Annotated in this window: 18 protein-coding genes; 11 read left to right on the forward strand and 7 right to left on the reverse strand. The window is 42.0% G+C overall.

Features of this window, described 5'->3' with window-relative positions:
• Nucleotides 1-59: 59 nt before the first annotated feature.
• Nucleotides 60-374: a hypothetical protein gene (locus MKY11_RS01870; RefSeq protein ID WP_008342068.1), complete on the reverse strand. Its 315-nt coding sequence runs from the start codon at nucleotides 372-374 to the stop codon at nucleotides 60-62.
• A 60-nt stretch (nucleotides 375-434) separates the two neighbouring features.
• Here MKY11_RS01870 and MKY11_RS01875 point away from each other — a divergent pair, with 60 nt between their 5' ends.
• From MKY11_RS01875 to MKY11_RS01895, 5 genes are all read left to right on the forward strand, one after another.
• Nucleotides 435-1238, forward strand: a complete 804-nt coding sequence (locus MKY11_RS01875) for a nucleotidyltransferase domain-containing protein (RefSeq protein WP_286069411.1) — start codon at nucleotides 435-437, stop codon at nucleotides 1236-1238.
• Nucleotides 1239-1399: 161 nt separating this feature from the next.
• Nucleotides 1400-2317 carry a proline dehydrogenase gene (locus MKY11_RS01880; RefSeq protein WP_024718963.1) on the forward strand — a complete coding sequence of 306 codons (918 nt, stop codon included), beginning with the start codon at nucleotides 1400-1402 and terminating at the stop codon, nucleotides 2315-2317.
• A gap of 23 nt (nucleotides 2318-2340) precedes the next feature.
• Entirely contained in the window at nucleotides 2341-3888 is a 1548-nt protein-coding gene (pruA, locus tag MKY11_RS01885) for an L-glutamate gamma-semialdehyde dehydrogenase (RefSeq protein ID WP_007498254.1), read from the forward strand.
• Nucleotides 3889-4013: 125 nt separating this feature from the next.
• Entirely contained in the window at nucleotides 4014-5246 is a 1233-nt protein-coding gene (locus MKY11_RS01890; RefSeq protein ID WP_017358555.1) for a helix-turn-helix domain-containing protein, read from the forward strand.
• A gap of 129 nt (nucleotides 5247-5375) precedes the next feature.
• Nucleotides 5376-6674, forward strand: a complete 1299-nt coding sequence (locus MKY11_RS01895) for an arsenic transporter (protein WP_008342056.1) — start codon at nucleotides 5376-5378, stop codon at nucleotides 6672-6674.
• Nucleotides 6675-6900: 226 nt separating this feature from the next.
• Here MKY11_RS01895 and MKY11_RS01900 read toward each other — a convergent pair whose 3' ends face one another.
• Both MKY11_RS01900 and MKY11_RS01905 read right to left on the reverse strand, forming a co-directional pair.
• Entirely contained in the window at nucleotides 6901-7578 is a 678-nt protein-coding gene (locus MKY11_RS01900) for an amino acid ABC transporter permease (RefSeq protein WP_008347854.1), read from the reverse strand.
• 12 nt (nucleotides 7579-7590) lie between these two features.
• The gene (locus tag MKY11_RS01905) at nucleotides 7591-8463 is read right to left on the reverse strand and encodes a transporter substrate-binding domain-containing protein (protein ID WP_342501776.1); all 873 of its coding nucleotides are present in this window, start codon (nucleotides 8461-8463) and stop codon (nucleotides 7591-7593) included.
• Nucleotides 8464-8644: 181 nt separating this feature from the next.
• Here MKY11_RS01905 and MKY11_RS01910 point away from each other — a divergent pair, with 181 nt between their 5' ends.
• Nucleotides 8645-8974, forward strand: coding sequence for a YckD family protein (locus MKY11_RS01910; RefSeq protein WP_017366586.1), 330 nt, complete (start codon nucleotides 8645-8647; stop codon nucleotides 8972-8974).
• 46 nt (nucleotides 8975-9020) lie between these two features.
• On the opposite strand, the gene MKY11_RS01915 is transcribed toward MKY11_RS01910, so the two are convergent.
• Complete coding sequence (locus MKY11_RS01915; protein WP_342501777.1) at nucleotides 9021-9785, reverse strand: MBL fold metallo-hydrolase; 765 nt, start codon at nucleotides 9783-9785, stop codon at nucleotides 9021-9023.
• 115 nt (nucleotides 9786-9900) lie between these two features.
• On the opposite strand from MKY11_RS01915, the gene MKY11_RS01920 reads away from it, so the two are divergent.
• Both MKY11_RS01920 and MKY11_RS01925 read left to right on the forward strand, forming a co-directional pair.
• Nucleotides 9901-10320, forward strand: coding sequence for an Lrp/AsnC family transcriptional regulator (locus MKY11_RS01920; protein WP_024718958.1), 420 nt, complete (start codon nucleotides 9901-9903; stop codon nucleotides 10318-10320).
• 24 nt (nucleotides 10321-10344) lie between these two features.
• The gene (locus tag MKY11_RS01925) at nucleotides 10345-11151 is read left to right on the forward strand and encodes an AAC(3) family N-acetyltransferase (protein WP_259254051.1); all 807 of its coding nucleotides are present in this window, start codon (nucleotides 10345-10347) and stop codon (nucleotides 11149-11151) included.
• Between the two features lies 1 nt (nucleotide 11152).
• Here the strand turns inward: MKY11_RS01925 and comJ are convergent, their stop codons facing one another.
• From comJ to MKY11_RS01940, 3 genes are all read right to left on the reverse strand, one after another.
• Nucleotides 11153-11539 (reverse strand): competence protein ComJ, encoded by a 387-nt coding sequence (comJ, locus tag MKY11_RS01930; RefSeq protein WP_039166300.1) that lies wholly within the window; start codon nucleotides 11537-11539, stop codon nucleotides 11153-11155.
• 137 nt (nucleotides 11540-11676) lie between these two features.
• Nucleotides 11677-13374: a methyl-accepting chemotaxis protein gene (locus MKY11_RS01935; RefSeq protein ID WP_342501778.1), complete on the reverse strand. Its 1698-nt coding sequence runs from the start codon at nucleotides 13372-13374 to the stop codon at nucleotides 11677-11679.
• Nucleotides 13375-13500: 126 nt separating this feature from the next.
• Nucleotides 13501-13929: a NucA/NucB deoxyribonuclease domain-containing protein gene (locus tag MKY11_RS01940; protein ID WP_007498233.1), complete on the reverse strand. Its 429-nt coding sequence runs from the start codon at nucleotides 13927-13929 to the stop codon at nucleotides 13501-13503.
• 368 nt (nucleotides 13930-14297) lie between these two features.
• On the opposite strand from MKY11_RS01940, the gene MKY11_RS01945 reads away from it, so the two are divergent.
• From MKY11_RS01945 to MKY11_RS01955, 3 genes are read left to right on the forward strand one after another with little or no spacing between them, the layout of a single operon-like run.
• Complete coding sequence (locus MKY11_RS01945; protein ID WP_274660770.1) at nucleotides 14298-16367, forward strand: hydantoinase/oxoprolinase family protein; 2070 nt, start codon at nucleotides 14298-14300, stop codon at nucleotides 16365-16367.
• Nucleotides 16357-18342 carry a hydantoinase B/oxoprolinase family protein gene (locus MKY11_RS01950; RefSeq protein WP_342501779.1) on the forward strand — a complete coding sequence of 662 codons (1986 nt, stop codon included), beginning with the start codon at nucleotides 16357-16359 and terminating at the stop codon, nucleotides 18340-18342. The genes MKY11_RS01945 and MKY11_RS01950 overlap by 11 nt, the downstream gene beginning before the upstream one ends.
• Entirely contained in the window at nucleotides 18339-19424 is a 1086-nt protein-coding gene (locus tag MKY11_RS01955; RefSeq protein ID WP_045034596.1) for an ABC transporter substrate-binding protein, read from the forward strand. Before MKY11_RS01950 ends, MKY11_RS01955 begins: the two co-directional genes overlap by 4 nt.
• The last annotated feature ends 6 nt before the right edge of the window (nucleotides 19425-19430 follow it).

Consider the following 19430-nt stretch of genomic DNA (forward strand, 5'->3'; position numbering starts at 1 on the left):
AGAGCTAAAATGACATTCATTTTAGCTCTTTGTCTTTTTCAGCTATTGGAGCGATCAGCTTAATAACTGGTGTTCTGTCTTGTTTTTTCATCAGGCACTAATGCTGTAACGATCAGGGCAAGGGCTGTGATGATGTGAAGGATGAATCCGAGAATCGGAATCCATGCAAGGCAGGATGTGACAATTCCAATGATACTTCCAATCATTGGTCCCTGGTCTCGCTTCGATAAGACGAGTGTGATAATATGCAGAATAAGCATGACCATGAGCGGTGAATAGCCATTGCTGATAACGAATAGACCTCCGATCACAGGGATAGCAAGGCAAGCTTCAAAAATCCCAGTGATCCATTTCATAATGCGAGATATAGACATCAGATCCAACTCCTTTTTCATATATGTCTTATTCGTATTTTCCCAAAACGTGAAGAAGTCATGCAGAATTCTATAGAAAGAGTTGATGGACACTTGAGAGATAGAATTAAGGAAGAGCTGAAAATCATCGAAGAAACGTATGACGTCAAGATTTGTCTTGCCGTCGAATCAGGCAGCAGGGCATGGGGTTTTCCCTCGACCGATAGTGATTATGATGTTCGCTTTTTATATGTTCCCCGGAAAGAATGGTATTGGGCGATGGAAGAGCATCGTGATGTCATAGAACGACCGATTGATGACATGCTTGATATCAGCGGCTGGGAGCTCAGAAAGGCACTGCGCCTATTCAATAAATCAAATCCGTCCATTATGGAATGGTTGTCTTCTGATATCATCTATGCTGAATCTTTCTCTTTGGCAAAGGAGCTAAGAGAATTAAAGGATCGAGCGTTTTACCCTGCGGCTTTGATGTATCATTACCTCAATATGGCGAAGCGGAATGAGAGCCGGCATTTACGAGGAGAGCAGGTGCGAATCAAGAAGTATTTCTATGTGCTTCGTCCGCTGCTTGCCTGTCAGTGGATTGAACGTTACCGAACAGTTCCACCAATGGACTTTCATGAATTACTCAAGGAGCTAGTGGAGGAAGGCCCGCTGTTAGCAGAAATTCACGAACTGCTCAAACGTAAAATGGATGGAGAAGAAATGGATGTTGAGAACCGTCTCGCTCATGTCCATCCATTTATTGATCAAGAGCTGGCGCGTTTTGATGAATTGGTGAAAAGCTACAATCAGCCGAAAGACAATCTGATGCAAGAATTAAATGAGCTTTTGCAGTCTACCCTTGATGAGGTGTGGGCGTAGGAGGGGAGAGTCAGCCGGATAGCGGCAGACTCTTTTTTTATCTCCTATTGTGATAAAACCACAAAAAAAGTCAGAATTTTTGTCATCTTCAAATATTGTAGCGGACAGCTCATGAGCCTTACAATAAAGACATAGCTTACAAAGAGTGGGAGGTGCCCTTTATGGAGTCGGTCACAAGAAATTTCTTCTTGTTTTTGTCAAAGAGCAGTCTCTTGAACCATATTGCTCGTAATTGGGGAAGTGCTGTTGCATCAAAGAAAATCATCGGTGGGAAGGATTTTGAGAGCGCTATCCCTGTCATCAAACGATTAAACGATCAAGGTATGGCCGTAACGGTTGATCACCTCGGTGAGTTTGTCACAAAGGCAGAGATTGCAAATGAGCGGACGAATGAGTGTATTCAAACCATTCAGCGAATTGCAGAGGCGGGACTCAATTCCCATGTGTCACTTAAAATGACATCGCTTGGCTTAGATATTGACGATGACCTTGTGTATCGCAATATGAAAAGCATTTTAGATACGGCAGAGAAACACCGTATTATGGTGACAATTGATATGGAGGATGAACAGCGCTGTCAAAAAACGCTGGACATTTTTAAAGAAATGAAATCTCAATATGAGTATGTCAGTACGGTTTTGCAGGCGTATTTGTACAGAACAGAACAAGATCTTGATGACCTAAATGAGTTGCAGCCATTTTTAAGACTTGTAAAGGGTGCCTATAAGGAATCCGCCGAAGTGGCGTATCCAAACAAAAAAGACGTCGATCAGAATTACAAGAAGTTGATCGAAAAGCAATTACTCTCAGGGAACTATACAGCCATTGCGACACATGACGATCAAATGATCGAATTTACGAAACATATTGTGAAAAAACACAATATACAGACAAGTCAGTTTGAATTTCAAATGCTGTATGGCATGAGATCAGAAACGCAGCAAGCACTCGTGAAGGAAGGCTATCAAATGAGGGTCTACACCCCGTATGGACGAGAGTGGTATGGCTACTACATGAGACGTCTTGCAGAACGACCAGCAAACATTGCATTTGCTTTAAAAGGGATGACGAGAAAATAATTTGAAACGGGAGCGTGACAAAGATGACAACACCTTACAAGCATGAACCATTCACGGATTTTAGCCAGGAAGAAAATCGCCAAGCGTTTGAACAAGCATTAGCCAAAGTAACAGAATCACTTGGGCAAACCTATCCGCTTGTGATTAATGGAGAAAGAATCGAAACAACAGACAAGATTGTCTCGATCAATCCGGCGAAGAAGGAAGAAGTCGTGGGTACCGTATCAAAAGCTGGGAAAGAAGAGGCAGAGCAAGCGATTCAAGCTGCGGCAAAAGCGTTTGAAACATGGCGCTACACGTCTCCAGAAGAAAGAGCCGGCGTCTTATTTCGCGCTGCGGCAAGCATTCGCCGTAAAAAGCATGAGTATTCAGCCCTTCTCGTAAAAGAAGCAGGGAAGCCTTGGAATGAAGCAGATGCAGATACAGCAGAAGCCATTGACTTCCTAGAGTATTATGCCCGTCAAATGCTAGAGCTTGCGAAAGGCAAACCGGTGAACAGCCGCGAAGGGGAACGCAATCAATATGTGTACACACCAACTGGCGTGACGCTTGTCATTCCACCATGGAACTTCTTGTTTGCGATCATGGCAGGAACAACCGTTGCACCAATCGTCACAGGGAATACAGTTGTATTAAAGCCAGCAAGTGCGACGCCTGTCATTGCTGCCCGCTTTGTAGAAGAACTGGAGCAAGCAGGTCTTCCGAAAGGTGTTGTCAACTTCGTGCCAGGTAGCGGAGCAGAAGTTGGAGATTACTTAGTAGATCATCCGAAAACAAGCCTCATTACATTCACTGGATCAAGAGAAGTGGGCACACGTATTTTTGAACGTGCGGCAAAAGTACAGCCAGGACAACAGCATTTAAAGCGTGTCATTGCTGAAATGGGCGGTAAGGATACAGTCGTTGTAGATGAGGATGCAGATGTCGAATTAGCCGCTAACGCCATTTTCACATCAGCCTTCGGGTTCTCAGGTCAAAAATGTTCAGCTGGATCTCGTGCTGTCGTCCACGAGAAGCTGTATGACCAAGTCGTTGAGCGAGTGAAGGAAATTACAGAAACGAAAACAACAGCGAATCCGTTATCAGCTGATGTGTACATGGGACCTGTCATTGATCAAGCTTCCTTTGACAAGATCACGGAATATATCGAGATTGGCAAGCAAGAAGGTCGTCTAGTCACTGGCGGAACAAGTGATGATTCAGAAGGGTACTTCATTCATCCAACCGTGTTTGCAGATCTAGAGCCAACATCTCGTTTAATGCAAGAAGAAATCTTTGGACCTGTCCTAGCTTTCTCAAAAGTCTCAAGCTTTGATGAGGCGCTTGAAGTAGCCAACAACACAGAATACGGGTTAACTGGTGCGGTCATTACAAATAATCGTGATCACATCAACCGTGCGAAGCAGGAGTTCCATGTCGGGAACCTTTACTTTAACCGTAACTGTACGGGAGCGATTGTGGGATACCACCCATTTGGCGGCTTTAAAATGTCAGGAACTGATTCAAAAGCAGGCGGACCAGATTATCTTGCTCTGCACATGCAGGCCAAAACGATCAGCGAAATGTTTTAATATGGAAAAGCATGAACTCGTGCAGGCGAGTTCATGCTTTTTTTACCTGTCTACGACTTGTTTCTATACAAATATGACTGGAAAGAAGTATGATAAATGTATCACTTATTCAGGGAGCAATCGGGATGGAAGAGATATTAGAAAAGCTTCATACATTTTTTGATGTCGATAAATTAATTGCATTTATTAGTGGTTATTTAAAAAAACCAGTCATTTTAGAAAGTACTGAATGTCAGCTGCTTGCTTATAATTCTTACAGCATCCAGCAGTTCGACCCAGTCAATCAGCAAACCATTTTCTCAAAGGAATGTCCGGGAGCTGTGGTGGATTGGTTAAAAAAAACAGGGGTCATTGAGCAGCTATATACAGATTCAAATCCTTTTTATGTGAATGGTCATGAGGAGCTCGGGTTTAATCGACGAGTGGCTGTGAGCGCCAAACACAAACAAGAGGTTGTCGGCTTTATTTGGGTGCAGGACATTGAAGATTCTCTCTCTCAAGAGGAGCTGCAATTTTTACACGAGGCATCGTTTCAAGTTGGAAAAGTTATTTATAAAAATAAGAAACAGTTGGAGAAAAAGGAAGGCAAAATTGAAGAGTTCTTCAAAAAGGTCATGGATGATCATTTTTATACAGAAGAAGAGCTGAAATGGGAAGCTGAGAATTTAAGCATTCCACTGCCAGCTGTCTTTACTGTGATGGTTGTTCATGCCGCCGATAACAAAAGTGAGACGGCAGAAGATGTGAAGGATGTGATTAGAACCTATTTACAGCTAGAAGACAAGGTCAATCACGTCTACTCTGTGCAAGCAGACATCGTCGTGATATTAGGCAGTTTGTCAGATCGCCACTCACCAAAAGCGACCGCTGCGGATGTCGTCGCCCATCTTCAATCGAAAACGCATACACACCCATCTCCTTTATATATTGGGATGGGAAGAGAATATCGAGATGTCATGAAAATGAGCACAAGTCGATTTGAAGCGATAGAAGTCGTGAAAGCAGTGAAGATTGTCGGCGGACAGGAATTGATTCCATACGATTACGAGCATTTGGGGGTCTTCCGGTTCTTAGACTCGATTTACAGTCACCAAAAAAAGAAAAACGACTTTAATCCAGATTTGTTGCGCCTAAAGGAAAAAGACCGTGACAGCCAAACATCATTTTTAAAAACCTTAGAGGTCTACTTATTGAATAATTGTAAGCTAAAACCAGCTGCAGAGCAGTTGTTTATTCATCAAAATACACTAAACTATCGAATGAAACAAATTTTTGAAATGACGTCTATAGATTTAAGTCATTTTAGCCAGCGATGTGAGTTATTTATTGAATTGATGCTGATGAAAAAAGATCAATAGACGTGGACTCCGCAGGTGCAAAGGATGACCTGCGGATTTTTATGCTAGATCATAAAATGGCATACAATTGCCTTATTTCGTTGTATGATAGATAAAGATTTTATGAGGAAAGTGAAAGGAGGGCCACCTTTGGGATCAGTCACCTTGGCCATTTTAATTTTCATCATGACCCTCGTCCTTGTCATTTGGCAGCCAGGACGTTTAACCATTGGATGGTCAGCGTGCGGGGGAGCGATTCTTGCTCTTGCTTTTGGGGTCGTTCATTTGGGCGATGTATGGGAAGTTACCCAAATTGTCTGGAACGCCACCTTTGCATTTATTGGAATTATCATCATTTCATTGATTTTAGATGAGATTGGTTTTTTTGAATGGGCGGCACTTCATATGGCAAAAGCCGCAAGAGGGAACGGGGTCCGCATGTTTATTTATTTAACATTGCTCGGCGCTGTGGTAGCAGCTTTTTTTGCCAACGATGGAGCGGCACTTATCTTAACCCCGATCGTTTTATCTGTGGTCAGAGCGCTGAAGCTGGATGAGCGTATGATCCTGCCATTTGTCATGGCAAGCGGCTTTATTGCAGATACGACGTCTTTGCCATTTGTCATTAGTAACTTGGTCAATATCGTATCAGCCGATTATTTTCATATTGGCTTTCTTGAATATACAGCAAACATGTTCGTCCCAAACCTTGTATCGCTTGGCGCTAGTATGCTTGTGCTGTATGTGTTTTATCGGAAACTCATCCCGAAAACGTACGATGTTTCGCAGGCGAAGGAACCAGCTTCGGCCATTCGTGATCTGCGCATGTTCCGGTTATCTTGGTATGTGTTAGGGTGCTTGCTTGTTGGATATTTTGCTGGGGAATTGGCAGGCATTCCGGTGTCAATCATTGTAGGAGGCATTGCCATTGCTTTCTTATGGCTGGCAAAACGGAGTCCACAAGTAGCGACAAAACGAGTCGTCAAAGAAGCACCGTGGTCGATTGTGTTTTTCTCTATCGGCATGTATGTCGTGGTGTATGGGCTGAAAAATGTCGGCCTGACAGAAATTTTAGCGGCGTGGATTGAACAGGGGGCGTCACACGGTTTACTTGCGGGAACGATGTTTATGGGGGTTCTGGCAGCAGTGCTATCTTCTGTCATGAACAACCTCCCAACCGTTTTAATTGATGCGATTGCCATCGGTCACACAGATACAGCAGGTGTGATGAGAGATGCACTGATTTATGCCAACGTCATCGGCTCAAACCTTGGTCCAAAAATGACCCCAATCGGTTCATTGGCGACATTGCTGTGGCTTCATGTCTTGAAGAAAAAAGGTGTGCATATTTCTTGGGGGGCATACATGAAAGCTGGAATCATTCTAACCATACCAACGCTGATCATCACGTTATTGGGGTTGTATGTGTGGTTATGGTTGATACATTAAAAAGCAGATCCAATGGATCTGCTCAGCGTGAAGACAAACCCTCGCATTCGGTGTCAGTCCTGCGTGCTGGTGCTCACGAATATCAAATTCGCTCCGCGCCAGTGCTCGTCTTTCCTAGACTGCAAAGGTTTTCTATCACGCTGAAAGAAAACAAAGGGCTAAAATCAAGTTCATTTTAGCCCTTTGTCAACAATCTAAGCAGATCCAATGGATCTGCTTTTTGTTGTTATAGATATTTTGCATAGCGTTTTTCCAAAAAGTCTTGGAGCAATGAGACCACACTGCATATGCCCCAGTAAATCAAGGCAACCAATATATACATGGTCATATAATCGAATTCTCGTCCACCCACAATTTTTGCTTGCTGGAAGAGTTCGGGCACAGTAATCATTGCCGCTAGTGAGGAAGCTTTGATTAAATCAAGCATGACGTTGGTCAGGGGCGGCAGTGCAATGCGCACGGATTGAGGCAAAATGACTCCACGCATCGTTTGCCAATAGCTGAGACCAAGTGATTTGGCGGCTTCCACTTGACCACTTGGAACAGAGGAGAGAGCCGCCCGGTTAATTTCGGCAATGTATGCAGCGCTATTGAAGCTGAATCCAATAATAGCAGCAGTGACAGCTGTAAATTCAATGCCGATGTAAGGGAATCCGAAATAAAGGATAAACAAAATGACCAGAATGGGAACCCCTCGCATAAATGAAATATACAGCCGTGCAGGCAGCCGAAGGAACCACGTATTTGCCATCCTAGCAAGGGCAATAAAAAAGCCTAGAATCGTACCAAAAAACATGCTCACAAAAGAAATGAGCAGCGTCAGCCAGATGCCTTTCATCACAAACGGAAATGACGCTTTTGCCAGTGCAGGATTAAAGATATATTCTAAATGAATATCTCCCACGTCTGCGGCTCCTTATTTAGAAATGTCGACATCTTCGACATCAACATCAATTTTCTTTGAGACGTCAGCATGATTAAAGAATTTCTCTGAAATCTTTTTCATGGTTCCGTCTTTTTTCATCTCTTTTAATACACGATTTAATTCTTTTTGAAGCTCTGTATTGTCTTTTTTCATCACAAACCCTTGTTCATTCGGCATGTATTTTAAGTCTGGATGGATCGTAATATTTAGCTTAGGGAATGCGGCAAGCGCCAGTGTTTGTAAGTAATAGTCATTTAAAATGACATCTGTACGGCCATTTGCGACATCCTTTAAATATTGCTCGTTTGTGGCATTATCATAGATGACTTCTTTTGCACCATACTTACGGGCAACATCCATATAGATGGTCGTTGCAGCACCTGCTGCTTTCTTTCCTTTTAAATCCTTTAGCGATTTAATACCTGACAGATCATCTTTTCTAACGATAGCGGTTCCATATGAGTATTTATAAGGTGTTGAAAAGGCGAACTTATCTTTCCTGTCATCTGTGATGTCGATATCGTTTGCAGCGGCATCCACCTGACCTGAATTAATGGCACTGAGCATACCATCATAACCCATTTCTTTAAATTCTACTTTTACGTCAAGGCGCTTAAATGCTTCTTTGACGACTTCCACTTCATAGCCAGTCAATTGATCCTTGCCGTTCGATGTATCATGGTAAGACGTAGGATACAAAGTGCCTGAAGTAGCGACCACGATTTTCCCTTTCTTTTGAATCTGATCCCACTTTGATTCTCCAGACTGAGATGAGCCTGATTGATTGCAAGCAGACATGACAAGCATGAGAGCAGACACAACAAGCAGCACCCATATAGGTTTTCTATGATAAAAACGACTCATTTAAGAATCCTCCTCTATTTTTTATACAAAACAAAACATAGCACGCTTTTTCAGTTAGGACAACGTTTTCAGATGAAAAGCGAAAAAGTAAGAATATTATGTGCAATTTGATGCTGTGAATAATGTATAAAAAAGGAAAGAATGCGCAAATTAAAATCGAATAAAGGAGGGAACGACAGAGATGAAAAAAACAAGTGGTTTGATCATACTAACGATGGTGCTATTATTTGGTTTTCAGGTGAATACGGCTCATGGAGAAACACCCCAAATGGAAAAGCGCCCCGTCACGCATCAAGTAAAATTAACGACAGAGCAACAAAAACAAATTGAAGTACTTGAACAGCAAATTTTGTCTAAACGAAAAGAAGTGATCGAAAAATACGTTCAGTATGGTGTGTTAACGAAGGAACAAGGCACGCACATCACAAAACGAATGGATGAACATTACAATCATTTAAAAAATAACGGGTTTGTTCCATTACTAAAAAAACCACAGCACCATCGACCATAAGTTCAAGAAAACCGGCAGCAAGGTGCCGGTTTTTATTGTTTATATGTTAAAAGGTCAGCGTCTCACCATCTTGAGGGACAAAAATGGCCTGATCTGCATGTTTCTCTTGAATGTAAGATGTTAATGCGGCTCTTGTTAATAAGCAATGATTCACGGCTTCAAGGTGACAGGCGATGATTTGAGCTTGTGGTTGAGTATGGTGAATGTCTACAATCTCTTCCTTTGTCATCGTAATTGGGTCTCCCTCTAAAAATTGGGCAGCCCCACTATTGACCACAATAATATCTGGCTGGCATGTATTCACAACCCCTTTCGGCTCATCACACCAAATGGTATCTCCTGCAATATAAAGAGTAGGCTCATCAGGATGAGAGAAAACAAAACCGCTCACTTGTCCCATCCGTTTAGCAGTTTCTCCTGTCCCGTGCTGCCCGCCAGTTCGTTTGATATGAATACCGCAAACATCCATTTCATCTTCAATGCATGTGACATGCTGAAATCCAGCTTCTTTTACTTCCGTGCGATCTTTCTCTGATTGAGTATAGATCGGCAAAGTTTGCACTAACCTCTTTTTTGCCTCGTCGTCAAAGTGATCTACATGTAAATGAGTGAGGAGGACAGCATCAGGCTGTAATATCTTGTCCAAATCAATGTTTGCAGGCAGATCTACAATTGGATTGTTTACATGTTGATTGGCAGTATATGGGAACGGTGGATAGGTTCCTTTTGCTGCTAAAAAGGGATCGATTAAAAATGTTGACGGACCATATTGAAGGTATAAAGTAGCATTACGAATGAGTGTTATTTTCATTAGAAGGCCTCCTTTTTTTCTCATTAAGTTTACAGTATATTAAAAGAGCTTCATGTGACAGAGGATCATGAAAGTCTTTCAGCGGAACGACTTGATTTTTGAAAGAGGTGAGCCAATGCTAGACAAAACAGATATGGATATATTAAAAGAACTCTCAAAAAATAGCCGATTGACGATGAAAGCACTTGGTGAAAAAGTCCATTTAACCGGTCAAGCTGCTAAAAATAGAGTTTTAAAGCTTGAAGAAGAGGGGGTTATTGAAGCCTATACCATTTCAATTAACTGGCGGACACAGCAGAACATCCAAACATTTTTACAGCTCTTTACCCGAAGTCATGATCATGAACCGCTTTTATCGTTTCTCCATCAAAAGGAAGAAATCAAAAACCTGTTTAAAATAAGTGGAGAGGGCTGTTATATGGCTGAAGGACATTTTTCCAGTCATGATGAGCTTGATCAATTTTTAACGGAGCTAACAAAGCATGCAAATTATAAATTGTCTATCGCTGTGAAACGTCTCACTCATCAAGAATAGATGAGACGCAGGAGGAAATAACCGATGAAAAGATTAATTGAACATCAGGCTGAACCGATCACAAAGGAAAGAATCAAAGCGGATTTGGTTCAACTTGGTGTAAGGAAGGGCATGATCTTATGTGTCCACTCATCCTTGTCATCTATTGGCTGGGTGAATGGAGGAGCTATAGCCGTTGTACAAGCTATGATGGATATTTTAACAGATGAAGGAACACTGATTATGCCGGCACAAACATTAGAGCTGTCGGATCCTGCTGATTGGATCAATCCGCCTGTTCCTTATTCTTGGTGGAAACCGATCAAAGACACAATGCCTGCATTTGATCCAGCTTACACAGCTCCAACAGCAATGGGAAAGGTAGCGGAGACCTTTTGGAAATACCCAGGCGTAGAAAGAAGCAATCATCCTCATTTCTCATTCACCGCCTGGGGGAAAAGGAAAGATGAAGTGTTGAAACACCATGCGCTTCCTTATGGTTTAGGAGAAAATTCACCTCTTGGACGTATGTACGATCTTGATGCAAAAGTGCTGCTAATTGGCACGTCATTCGAGAGTGTGACAGCTTTTCACTTAGCTGAATATCGAATCTCACAGCAAGACCTCATGACACGAGGGGCCCCCATTTTAGAGAATGGTTGGAGGGTGTGGAAAGAGTATCAAGATATCATCACAAGAGAAGAACTATTTGAACAGATTGGTCGTGATTTCTTACAATCAGGATGTAGTTATAACCACAGTCAAATCGGGCTAGCCAATTCGTATTTATTGCCGATGAGAGAATCGGTCGATTTTGCGGAAAAATGGCTTGAACAGTACGACCAGGCGTGATCTAAGCAGTCTGAAAATCAAAATAATAGAGATCTTGATCAGGGTGCTCAGATATATAGCAGGTGAGCTGATAGTCTCCTTTTGGAATGGAGAAAGACAGTACCTGTGCCATGACGCTTGTCAGATAAACATGATCACTTGAATGAGTAAATGGCACTGTGATGACTCTATCAACGGATGATGGAGGCTCATGGCTGTTTAATGTCACGATAATAGAAGCTTTTCCGTTATTGATGCCTTCAAAAGAAATACCTCGATCCCCAGTTGCGAATCCTTGAAGAATATCGTCATCTGTCCAATCAATCACAGGTGGCGTCGTGCTTCCAGTGTATACGGTGATTTGGTGATAGGAGATAGATAGGGGATACGTTTGATTTAAATCATTCATAATAGATAACTCCTTTATTCATAAAATTTGTCCAGCTTGGGATCATGTTGAAAAGTGAATGTTTGAAAGTAAGATAATTGAAGAGAATGTTAGGCAGCAAGACGATTGTCGCCGTCTTGCGCTACTGTATGAGGGATCTAGATGTGAAATTGCGAAACCATTTCTTTTAGGTCTCCTGCTAAATGGGCGAGAGCCTCTGATGAAGCTGTTACTTCTTCCATTGCTGCAAATTGTTCTTCTGTTAAACCTGCTACTTGTTGTGAATGTTCACTCGTCAGTTTAACGCCTTCTGTGATAGAGGCAAAGGTTTGCTTCGCATCATTTGTATAAGCTGCGATTTTTTGGGATGCATCTGATAAATGTTTAATGCCATCTGCCATTTCCTTCATTGACTGCTGAATGTCAATAAATGAATCCTCTGTATGAGAAATAAGAACAGCCCCTTGAGCCGCTTCCTCTCGTACTCGTTTAATGGCACTCGTCGAATGATTCATCTCTTTTTGTATTTCGGAAATGAGATGTGAAATCATGTTGGATGATGTTTGCGATTCTTCTGCGAGCTTCCTCACTTCGTCTGCCACAACGGCAAAACCTTTTCCATGTTCACCTGCGCGTGCTGCCTCAATGGCCGCATTAAGAGCAAGTAGATTTGTTTGGTTAGCGATATCTGTAATCACTTTGGAAATTTGATCAATCTCGGCTGAACGTGTTTCTAGCGCTTGAATTGCTGTGCCGTTCTCTTCAATTGATTTTGCAATAGATGTCATTTGTGAATTGACTTCACCGATATTTTGTACACCTTTTTGGGCCATTTCTTGTGCGGACTGGCTTCTTGTTGCCATTTGTCCCGCATTTTCAGTGATGTTTACCAGCTCGTTAGATACTTGTCTCATCGTGTGCTCACTAGCTGTCATTTGGGACGATTGCTGTTCAGACGATTGAGCGACTTCTTGAATGGTATGGGTAATTTTTTCTGATGCTGCACTCGTTTCTTCTGCGCTAGCTGACAGCTCCTCAGAAGAGGTGGCTACTAATTCAGATGTTTTGATCACATTTAAAATGGTTTGATTTAATTTCTCACGCATCTTATTAAAGTGACCTGCCAGCTCAGAAAGTTCATCGCCTGTGTGATCTGTCACGTTGATGGTTAAATTTCCTTCGTCCGCACTCTTAATAGCAGATGCCATATGTTTGAGACGTGTCTGAATCCGCTTTGTGAAAATAGAAATAATGATAACAGAAACAATTAAACTTAACAGTAGGACCGTGACAAATTGAATAAAGAAAGACTGAAGCATTTGTGAAATCATGCTTTGATTTGCACCGGTATAGAAAATACCAATCGTTTCCCCTGTATCATTTTTGATGGGCATATAAGCTGTTTGGTAGTCTTTACCCGCAACATTGGCTGTTCCGTAATAATTTTCGCCTTTATCCAAAACAGCGGTCTTTACTTCAGGTGAGACTTCGGTTCCTACAGCTCGTTTCCCGTTTAACATGACATTTGTGGCAACGCGGGTATTTCCTTGGAAGATCGTGATTGTATCACCAGTATACTCGGCTAATTGATCAACCAATGTGTCATGGTTATTGATTTGAGTCTTTCCTTTGTAAAGCTTGCCATCTTTTATCTGCCACGAGCCAGCAACCTTCTCAGTTAGGTAAGCGTATCCTAGCTTTAGATCGCCTTTTGCTTTTTCGGTGGCCATTTGCTTAATGTTCTCTGTCATTTCGCGGTTCACTACATAACCAACCACTGCTGAAAATACGATGAGGACACTTAAAAAGATCAGCATTATTTTGGCGCCAAGCCTCAGTTTTCCTTTTTTCTTCATGCTTTTTACTCCTTTAGGTATAAGGTAGGGTATCCCTCCTTAAAGATTATCGGCATGAAAAAAATGTTTGATATACGTGAATGCACTTACACAGAAATTTTTGTTATGAAAAAAGGAAAGATCGTGCTACTCGATAATAAATTGGATTCTTGTGCCATCAGGATCATCTGATAATTGATGACTTACCCAAGAGCCTGCCCCCCTATTATCCGAAGGACGTACATATTTGACAGAAGCCCCTGCTCCACCTTCTTTACACATCGCCATTGGCCATTCATCACGATCATAACCACGCTTTGTTGGAATGCCATGAAGTGATTTGTCTCTTTGCTCATCACTATTTTTCCGATCAATGGTGCAAATGGAAGAATGACCTTCGTCAATAGCTTCTTCTATGTGCTTCGCAGTTTCTGGATAACGATCTGATGGAAAGTGAATGGTTTTGTCATAAGAAGAGTTTGTCGTCTCTTGTTTATGTTGCCCTAGTTGGACATAGCCTGTCGCTATACCAATGACAATCAATAAAAGCAAGAGAATGGTTTTAAGAAGTTTCATAGATGCTAGCTCTCTTTCTCTTTAGCGTATTTTGTAAACAGAAGTATAGCAGAATTACTTACCAATTTCTCCTCGTTTTGAAAAAACGTCTTTTAAAGTTCGAAAAACGTTTTTTACCTGTTTATGCTCTTTTCCTATTTGAACAAAAATCACAAAAATTTTAATTTTGCTGCTCATATTACAATTCTGCTTATGTAAAATGGCTTTATCACAGGTTTTTAGGCTAATTTCAAGATTTTAACACACAGAAATTTCAAAAAAATAAAATTGACTAGACCGATATGCTTTAATAATATGGAGTCAAATATCAAAAAATGTCGTAATTTATCAAAATATGATTCCATTTACATGACAGGAGGGAAGTACAAATGGCGGATGTCTCTTATCGGCTCGGAATAGACATAGGTGGAACATTTACTGATTTATCGCTGATGAATGAAGCAACAGGGGAGCTGACTGAACTCAAGACACCTACAGTGACAGATGACCCAGCTCAAGGAATTATCAATGGGCTAAAACTTCTAAAAGAAAGAGGTGTCGATTTATCCAAAATCCAATATCTCGTACACGGCATGACAATCGGTCTTAATACATTATTGCAGAGAAAGGGAGCAGATTTAGCCCTTTTTGTAACGGAAGGTTTTCAAGACATTTTGTCATTACAGCGTTTACGTCTACCCATTCCTTATGACTTCAATTCTCAATTGCCAGAACCATTGATACCACGAAAACATGTATATCCAATCTCTGAAAGGCTCATACACGATGGTTCGATCAAAAAACCTCTCCAACTGCAGCAATTAGATGATGCTGTCCAGCAGGTCATCTCTAAAAAACTAGCAGGCATTGTCATTTCTTTTTTACATAGCTATCAAAATCCAGTTCATGAATTACAGGCAAAAGCCTATATTCATCATCATTACCCACAGTTAGAAATCCTGACATCATCAGAATTATGGCCACAAATGAGAGAATATGAGCGGACAGTGATGTCTGTTGTCAATTTGTACATTCAACCAAAGGTGAAACAATATTTACAAACGTTGAAAAACCGCTTGAAAGAAGAAGGTGTACCAATTTCTCCATACATTACCCAATCAAATGGTGGTTTAATGGATGCAGAAAGCGCAGCCACTTCACCCGTTAAAACACTTTTTTCTGGCCCGGCAGCTGGAGTAATTGGTGCGGCAAGAATTGCAACATCTGCAAATGAACCCAATTTAATTACGTTTGATGTTGGTGGCACAAGTGCAGATATCTCGATCATTCAAAATGGGCAGCCTACAATGGCTCAGTCGAATCAGCTTTCAGGATTTCCGATCATTCTTCCATCTGTTGCAATGTATTCGATAGGGGCTGGCGGAGGTTCTGTTGCATGGCTTGATCAAGGCGGGCTTCTTAAAGCAGGACCGGAATCAGTTGGCTCGCAGCCTGGACCTGCTTCGTATGGAAAGGGAAAAAAAGCTGCTTTAACCGATGCATTTCTCATATGCGGTTACCTCAATCAAGAACGGTTTGCCGGAGGACATTTACAATTGCAGCGGTCTGCAGCGGAAATAGCCTTTCAGCCAATTGCTGATCAGCTTCATAAAACGGTCGAACAGGCGGCTGACCAGTTGATTCAAGTGGCTGTTGCCAATATGTACACAGAACTAAGCAATGTCATGGAGCAGCAAGGGTTTGATCCTAGAGATTTTAGTTTGCTAGCATTTGGCGGGGCAGGGCCTGTTGTCGCGAATTTCCTTGCGAGAGAAATTCATGCGAAAAATGTGGTCGTCCCTCCAAGTCCAGGGACATTATGTGCGCTAGGTGCACTTACAGCCGATTTTATCCATGATGCTGTGTTGTCTAAGAAAATATGCTTACAAGACTATACGATGGACGAATTAAAACAAGATTATGAAATGCTTTCTCGCAAAGCAACGGATTGGTTCAGCCAGCAAAACATTCAACATATCAAACAAACGTCCATTTTGTTATTAGCAGATGCCCGCTATCAAGGACAGGCATTTGAGATTGAATTGCCATTATCTGTGGATTGGCTAAAGCAGGAACAAGACGTCTATCATCTGATTGAAGCTTTCCACAGCCTGCATGAGCGTCAATATGGCCATAGAGATGATCAGGCGAACATTGAATTTACTCATTTGCGAGTTCGGGTTATAGGTGAAACGCCTCCACTGCCTATCTCTTCTGTTGATGAAAGCAGCGGACAGCCTTTAATACCACAATCATACAGACGAATCTTTATAGAAGAAAAAGAGTACGAAGCATCTGTTTACAATCGGAGTACTTTGTCATTAGGTGCTGTTGTGAATGGACCTGCCGTCATTGAGCAAGATGATACGACAACATTGATTTTGCCAAACTGGGCAGGCAGCATAGACCATTCAGGAAACTTGGTGATTTCAAGGGAGGCGGCTTTACATGGGAACTGATCCAGCAAAGCTTGAGATGATGAGGAGTTATTTTAATGCGATTGCATCAGGCATGGGACATGTCATTGAGCGGACATCCTTTACAACATTCGTAAAAGAATCGGCGGATTTTGCCACAGCATTAGCCACGCCTTCTGGAGATTTCTTTGTTTACCCAAAAACAGTCGGTGTCACGATCTTTTTAGGGCTGAGTCTCAAAAAAGCGATTGAAGAAAGCGGACCGATGCAGCCGGGTGACATTATCATCACAAATGATCCTTATACGACAGACGGTTTAGCGACTCATTTGCCAGATGTTCATATCATCAAACCCATTTTTATAGCAGATGAAATTGTCAGCTATGCCTGGTCTTTTGTTCATGTAAGTGATGTGGGAGGTCTTGTCCCTTCAAGCATTTCTCCAACTGCAACAGATGTTCATCAGGAAGGATTAAGAATTCCGCCAGTGAAAATCTATGAAGGTGGAAAAGAGAATCAGGTTGTTCGTACCTTTTTAAGAGCTAATAGCCGGGCGAGTCATTTAAATGATGGCGATATTAATGCGATGATTGCCGCTGTTAATACAGCAGAAATCAGACTAAAAGAAATGATCGAGAAATTTGGAAAAAACGAAGTGAAGCAAGGAATGATTGATCTGCTGAAGCAAGCAGAGGATCGCGCCGGAAAAGTAATTGAAGCCATCCCTGATGGAACGAGTGAATTCGCTGATTACTTGGATGATGATATGATTTCGGATGTGCCGATCCGATTAAAGATCAAGCTGACGGTCAAAGGGAAACAGCTGACACTGGACTTCTCTGAGTGTGACCCGCAAGTTAAGACAGCTTTTAATCTTGTCACCAATGGTCAAAAGCACTCCTTCTTATATCAAGGATTGATTAATTACATCATTAGTAAAGATCCTTTTATTCCGATTAATGGTGGGATTACGTATCCGATAGACGTGATTTCACCTAAAGGAACGCTTGTCCATCCAGAATATCCGGCTTCTGTCGGTATTCGGCATTCCATTACAATGAGACTGTATAATGTCGTGCTAGGTGCTATTGGTAAGCTGTTGCCTGAAGCAGTGCCGGCGGCAGGTGCAGGTCAATCCGCTATCGTCGTTCTCTCTGTTCCTGATGATCAAACAGGAGGCAGAAAAATGTCTGTGGTTGAACCGTTAGGCGGAGGCGGCGGTGCTCAAAAAGGGACTGATGGAGTAGATGGAATTGATCATTCGTCAGGATTTTTAAAAAATACACCCATTGAGAGCTTGGAACAGCATATTGATATTCATGTACACCGATATGAACTGCTGCCGAACACAGGTGGAGCAGGGGAACATAGAGGGGGACATGCGATTGGCTTGGAATTTGAAATGATCAAGCCAGAATCGATGGTGACGGCACGAGGAATGGAACGAATGAAGTTTCAACCTTGGGGGTTAATGGGCGGCCGAGCAGGAGCAATTGGTGAGGTGAAATTGACCAAACCAAATGGGGAGACACAAAACCAGCCGAAAATTGATGTTATGCGTCTTGAAAAAGGCGATATTGTTCAATTGATTTCACCAAGTGGAGGAGGATGGGGGAATCCATTTGCTAGAACGAAAGAAAAAGTCCTTCATGAAGTGGAAGCAGGGCTATTAAGTGAAGAAAGAGCACTTCAGCAATATGGCGTCAAAGTCTATCGAGACCATAATGAATGGAAAATTGATGACGAACAGACGAGCAGGCTTCGTGAAAAGATGAATGATGCTGATGCTGACGCTTGGGATTTTGGAGAGCAAAGAGCAGCTTATGAGAAAGTGTGGACGGACGAAGCCAGCAGTGAGCTTGCTGTGCAGCTTCGTTCATACCCAGCAAATGAGCGTACGCACTATAAACATGCGGTTCATTCTCATTTTAGTCATAGACAGGAACCGTTAACAAAGATGGATATTATTCAAGCACTTCGTCAGTTGAATCAACAAAAAGGGGGAAATGAATCATGAAAAGAAGAGTAATCGCCATATTTGCAGGTGTCCTATCCGTCATGTTACTGCTGTCTGCATGCGGTGGAAATGGGCAGGACCAAAGTAAACAGCAGCAGACTGTGATCGTTGGTGTCTACGGAGGAGATTGGGAAAAGAATATTAAGCCAATCCTCGAAAAGTTTGAAAAGGATACAGGCATTAAGGTACAAACGGTCTCTGGGGCAGATTCTGAATGGTTTACAAAATTAAAAGCATCTAATGGTAAAAATCCACCGTATGATTTGCTTATTTTACAGCCTGATACGATTCAAAGAGGTATTGCGGCAAACGTTCTTGCGCCTATTGATGAAGATCAAGCGCCAAATGTGAAAAAGCTTTATCGTTCTGTTCAAAAGAAACTCACTGTTGATGGAAAACAATATGCAGCAGGCTTTAGTATGGGACAGCTTGGAATTGCTTATAGAAAAGATCTTGTCAAACAGGAGCCAAACAGCTGGACAGATTTATGGAGCGATCAACTGAAAGGGAAAGTGGCGATTTCTTCCCCAACTTATTCAGCGGGCTTACAATTTTTCTCTGCACTTGTCCATGCTCAAGGAGGGACAGAATCAAATCCTAAGGATATTGATAAAGCATTTAAAAGCCTCGCACAATTAAAAGGGCGTGTAGCTGCTTTTCCTGATAACCCAGGGTCTATTCAAACGCTGTTAGAACGTGGTGACGTGACGGCAGTTCCATATTGGGATGGCCGATCATTTGCACTTGAAGAAGAAGGGATGGATATTGGATTCTCATATCCGAAAGAAGGCGCTGTGGCAGCAGTTGCGAGCTGGGCGTTAACAAAGGGAAGTCAGCATGAGGAAGCGGCTTATAAGCTATTAAACTACCTTAGCGGGAAAGAAGCTCAAGAAGCCTTCTCAGAAAAATCTTACTATGGCATGTCGAATTCTGATGTGAAATACGGAGACAAAATTAAAGGGAAAGTGAAAGTTGGCGAAAATTATTATAGCAAGCTGACTTGGGTAGATTACGAAACAGCGACTTCAGAGCTCGGTCAATGGACAAATCGATGGAATGAAGTATTAGGCGGAGGAAAATAGGTGATT

It is taken from the genome of Bacillus sp. FSL W7-1085, assembly GCF_038595035.1.
In the GTDB taxonomy this organism is placed as follows: domain Bacteria; phylum Bacillota; class Bacilli; order Bacillales; family Bacillaceae; genus Bacillus; species Bacillus altitudinis.

Excerpts from the sequence above, each read along its gene's own strand:
- MKY11_RS01870 (WP_008342068.1), bottom strand. The coding sequence starts at position 374 with ATGTCTATATCTCGCATTATGAAATGGATCACTGGGATTTTTGAAGCT.
- MKY11_RS01875 (WP_286069411.1), top strand. The coding sequence starts at position 435 with ATGCAGAATTCTATAGAAAGAGTTGATGGACACTTGAGAGATAGAATT.
- MKY11_RS01880 (WP_024718963.1), top strand. The coding sequence starts at position 1,400 with ATGGAGTCGGTCACAAGAAATTTCTTCTTGTTTTTGTCAAAGAGCAGT.
- pruA (WP_007498254.1), top strand. The coding sequence starts at position 2,341 with ATGACAACACCTTACAAGCATGAACCATTCACGGATTTTAGCCAGGAA.
- MKY11_RS01890 (WP_017358555.1), top strand. The coding sequence starts at position 4,014 with ATGGAAGAGATATTAGAAAAGCTTCATACATTTTTTGATGTCGATAAA.
- MKY11_RS01905 (WP_342501776.1), bottom strand. The coding sequence starts at position 8,463 with ATGAGTCGTTTTTATCATAGAAAACCTATATGGGTGCTGCTTGTTGTG.
- MKY11_RS01910 (WP_017366586.1), top strand. The coding sequence starts at position 8,645 with ATGAAAAAAACAAGTGGTTTGATCATACTAACGATGGTGCTATTATTT.
- MKY11_RS01915 (WP_342501777.1), bottom strand. The coding sequence starts at position 9,785 with ATGAAAATAACACTCATTCGTAATGCTACTTTATACCTTCAATATGGT.
- MKY11_RS01920 (WP_024718958.1), top strand. The coding sequence starts at position 9,901 with ATGCTAGACAAAACAGATATGGATATATTAAAAGAACTCTCAAAAAAT.
- MKY11_RS01925 (WP_259254051.1), top strand. The coding sequence starts at position 10,345 with ATGAAAAGATTAATTGAACATCAGGCTGAACCGATCACAAAGGAAAGA.
- comJ (WP_039166300.1), bottom strand. The coding sequence starts at position 11,539 with ATGAATGATTTAAATCAAACGTATCCCCTATCTATCTCCTATCACCAA.
- MKY11_RS01935 (WP_342501778.1), bottom strand. The coding sequence starts at position 13,374 with ATGAAGAAAAAAGGAAAACTGAGGCTTGGCGCCAAAATAATGCTGATC.
- MKY11_RS01940 (WP_007498233.1), bottom strand. The coding sequence starts at position 13,929 with ATGAAACTTCTTAAAACCATTCTCTTGCTTTTATTGATTGTCATTGGT.
- MKY11_RS01945 (WP_274660770.1), top strand. The coding sequence starts at position 14,298 with ATGGCGGATGTCTCTTATCGGCTCGGAATAGACATAGGTGGAACATTT.
- MKY11_RS01950 (WP_342501779.1), top strand. The coding sequence starts at position 16,357 with ATGGGAACTGATCCAGCAAAGCTTGAGATGATGAGGAGTTATTTTAAT.
- MKY11_RS01955 (WP_045034596.1), top strand. The coding sequence starts at position 18,339 with ATGAAAAGAAGAGTAATCGCCATATTTGCAGGTGTCCTATCCGTCATG.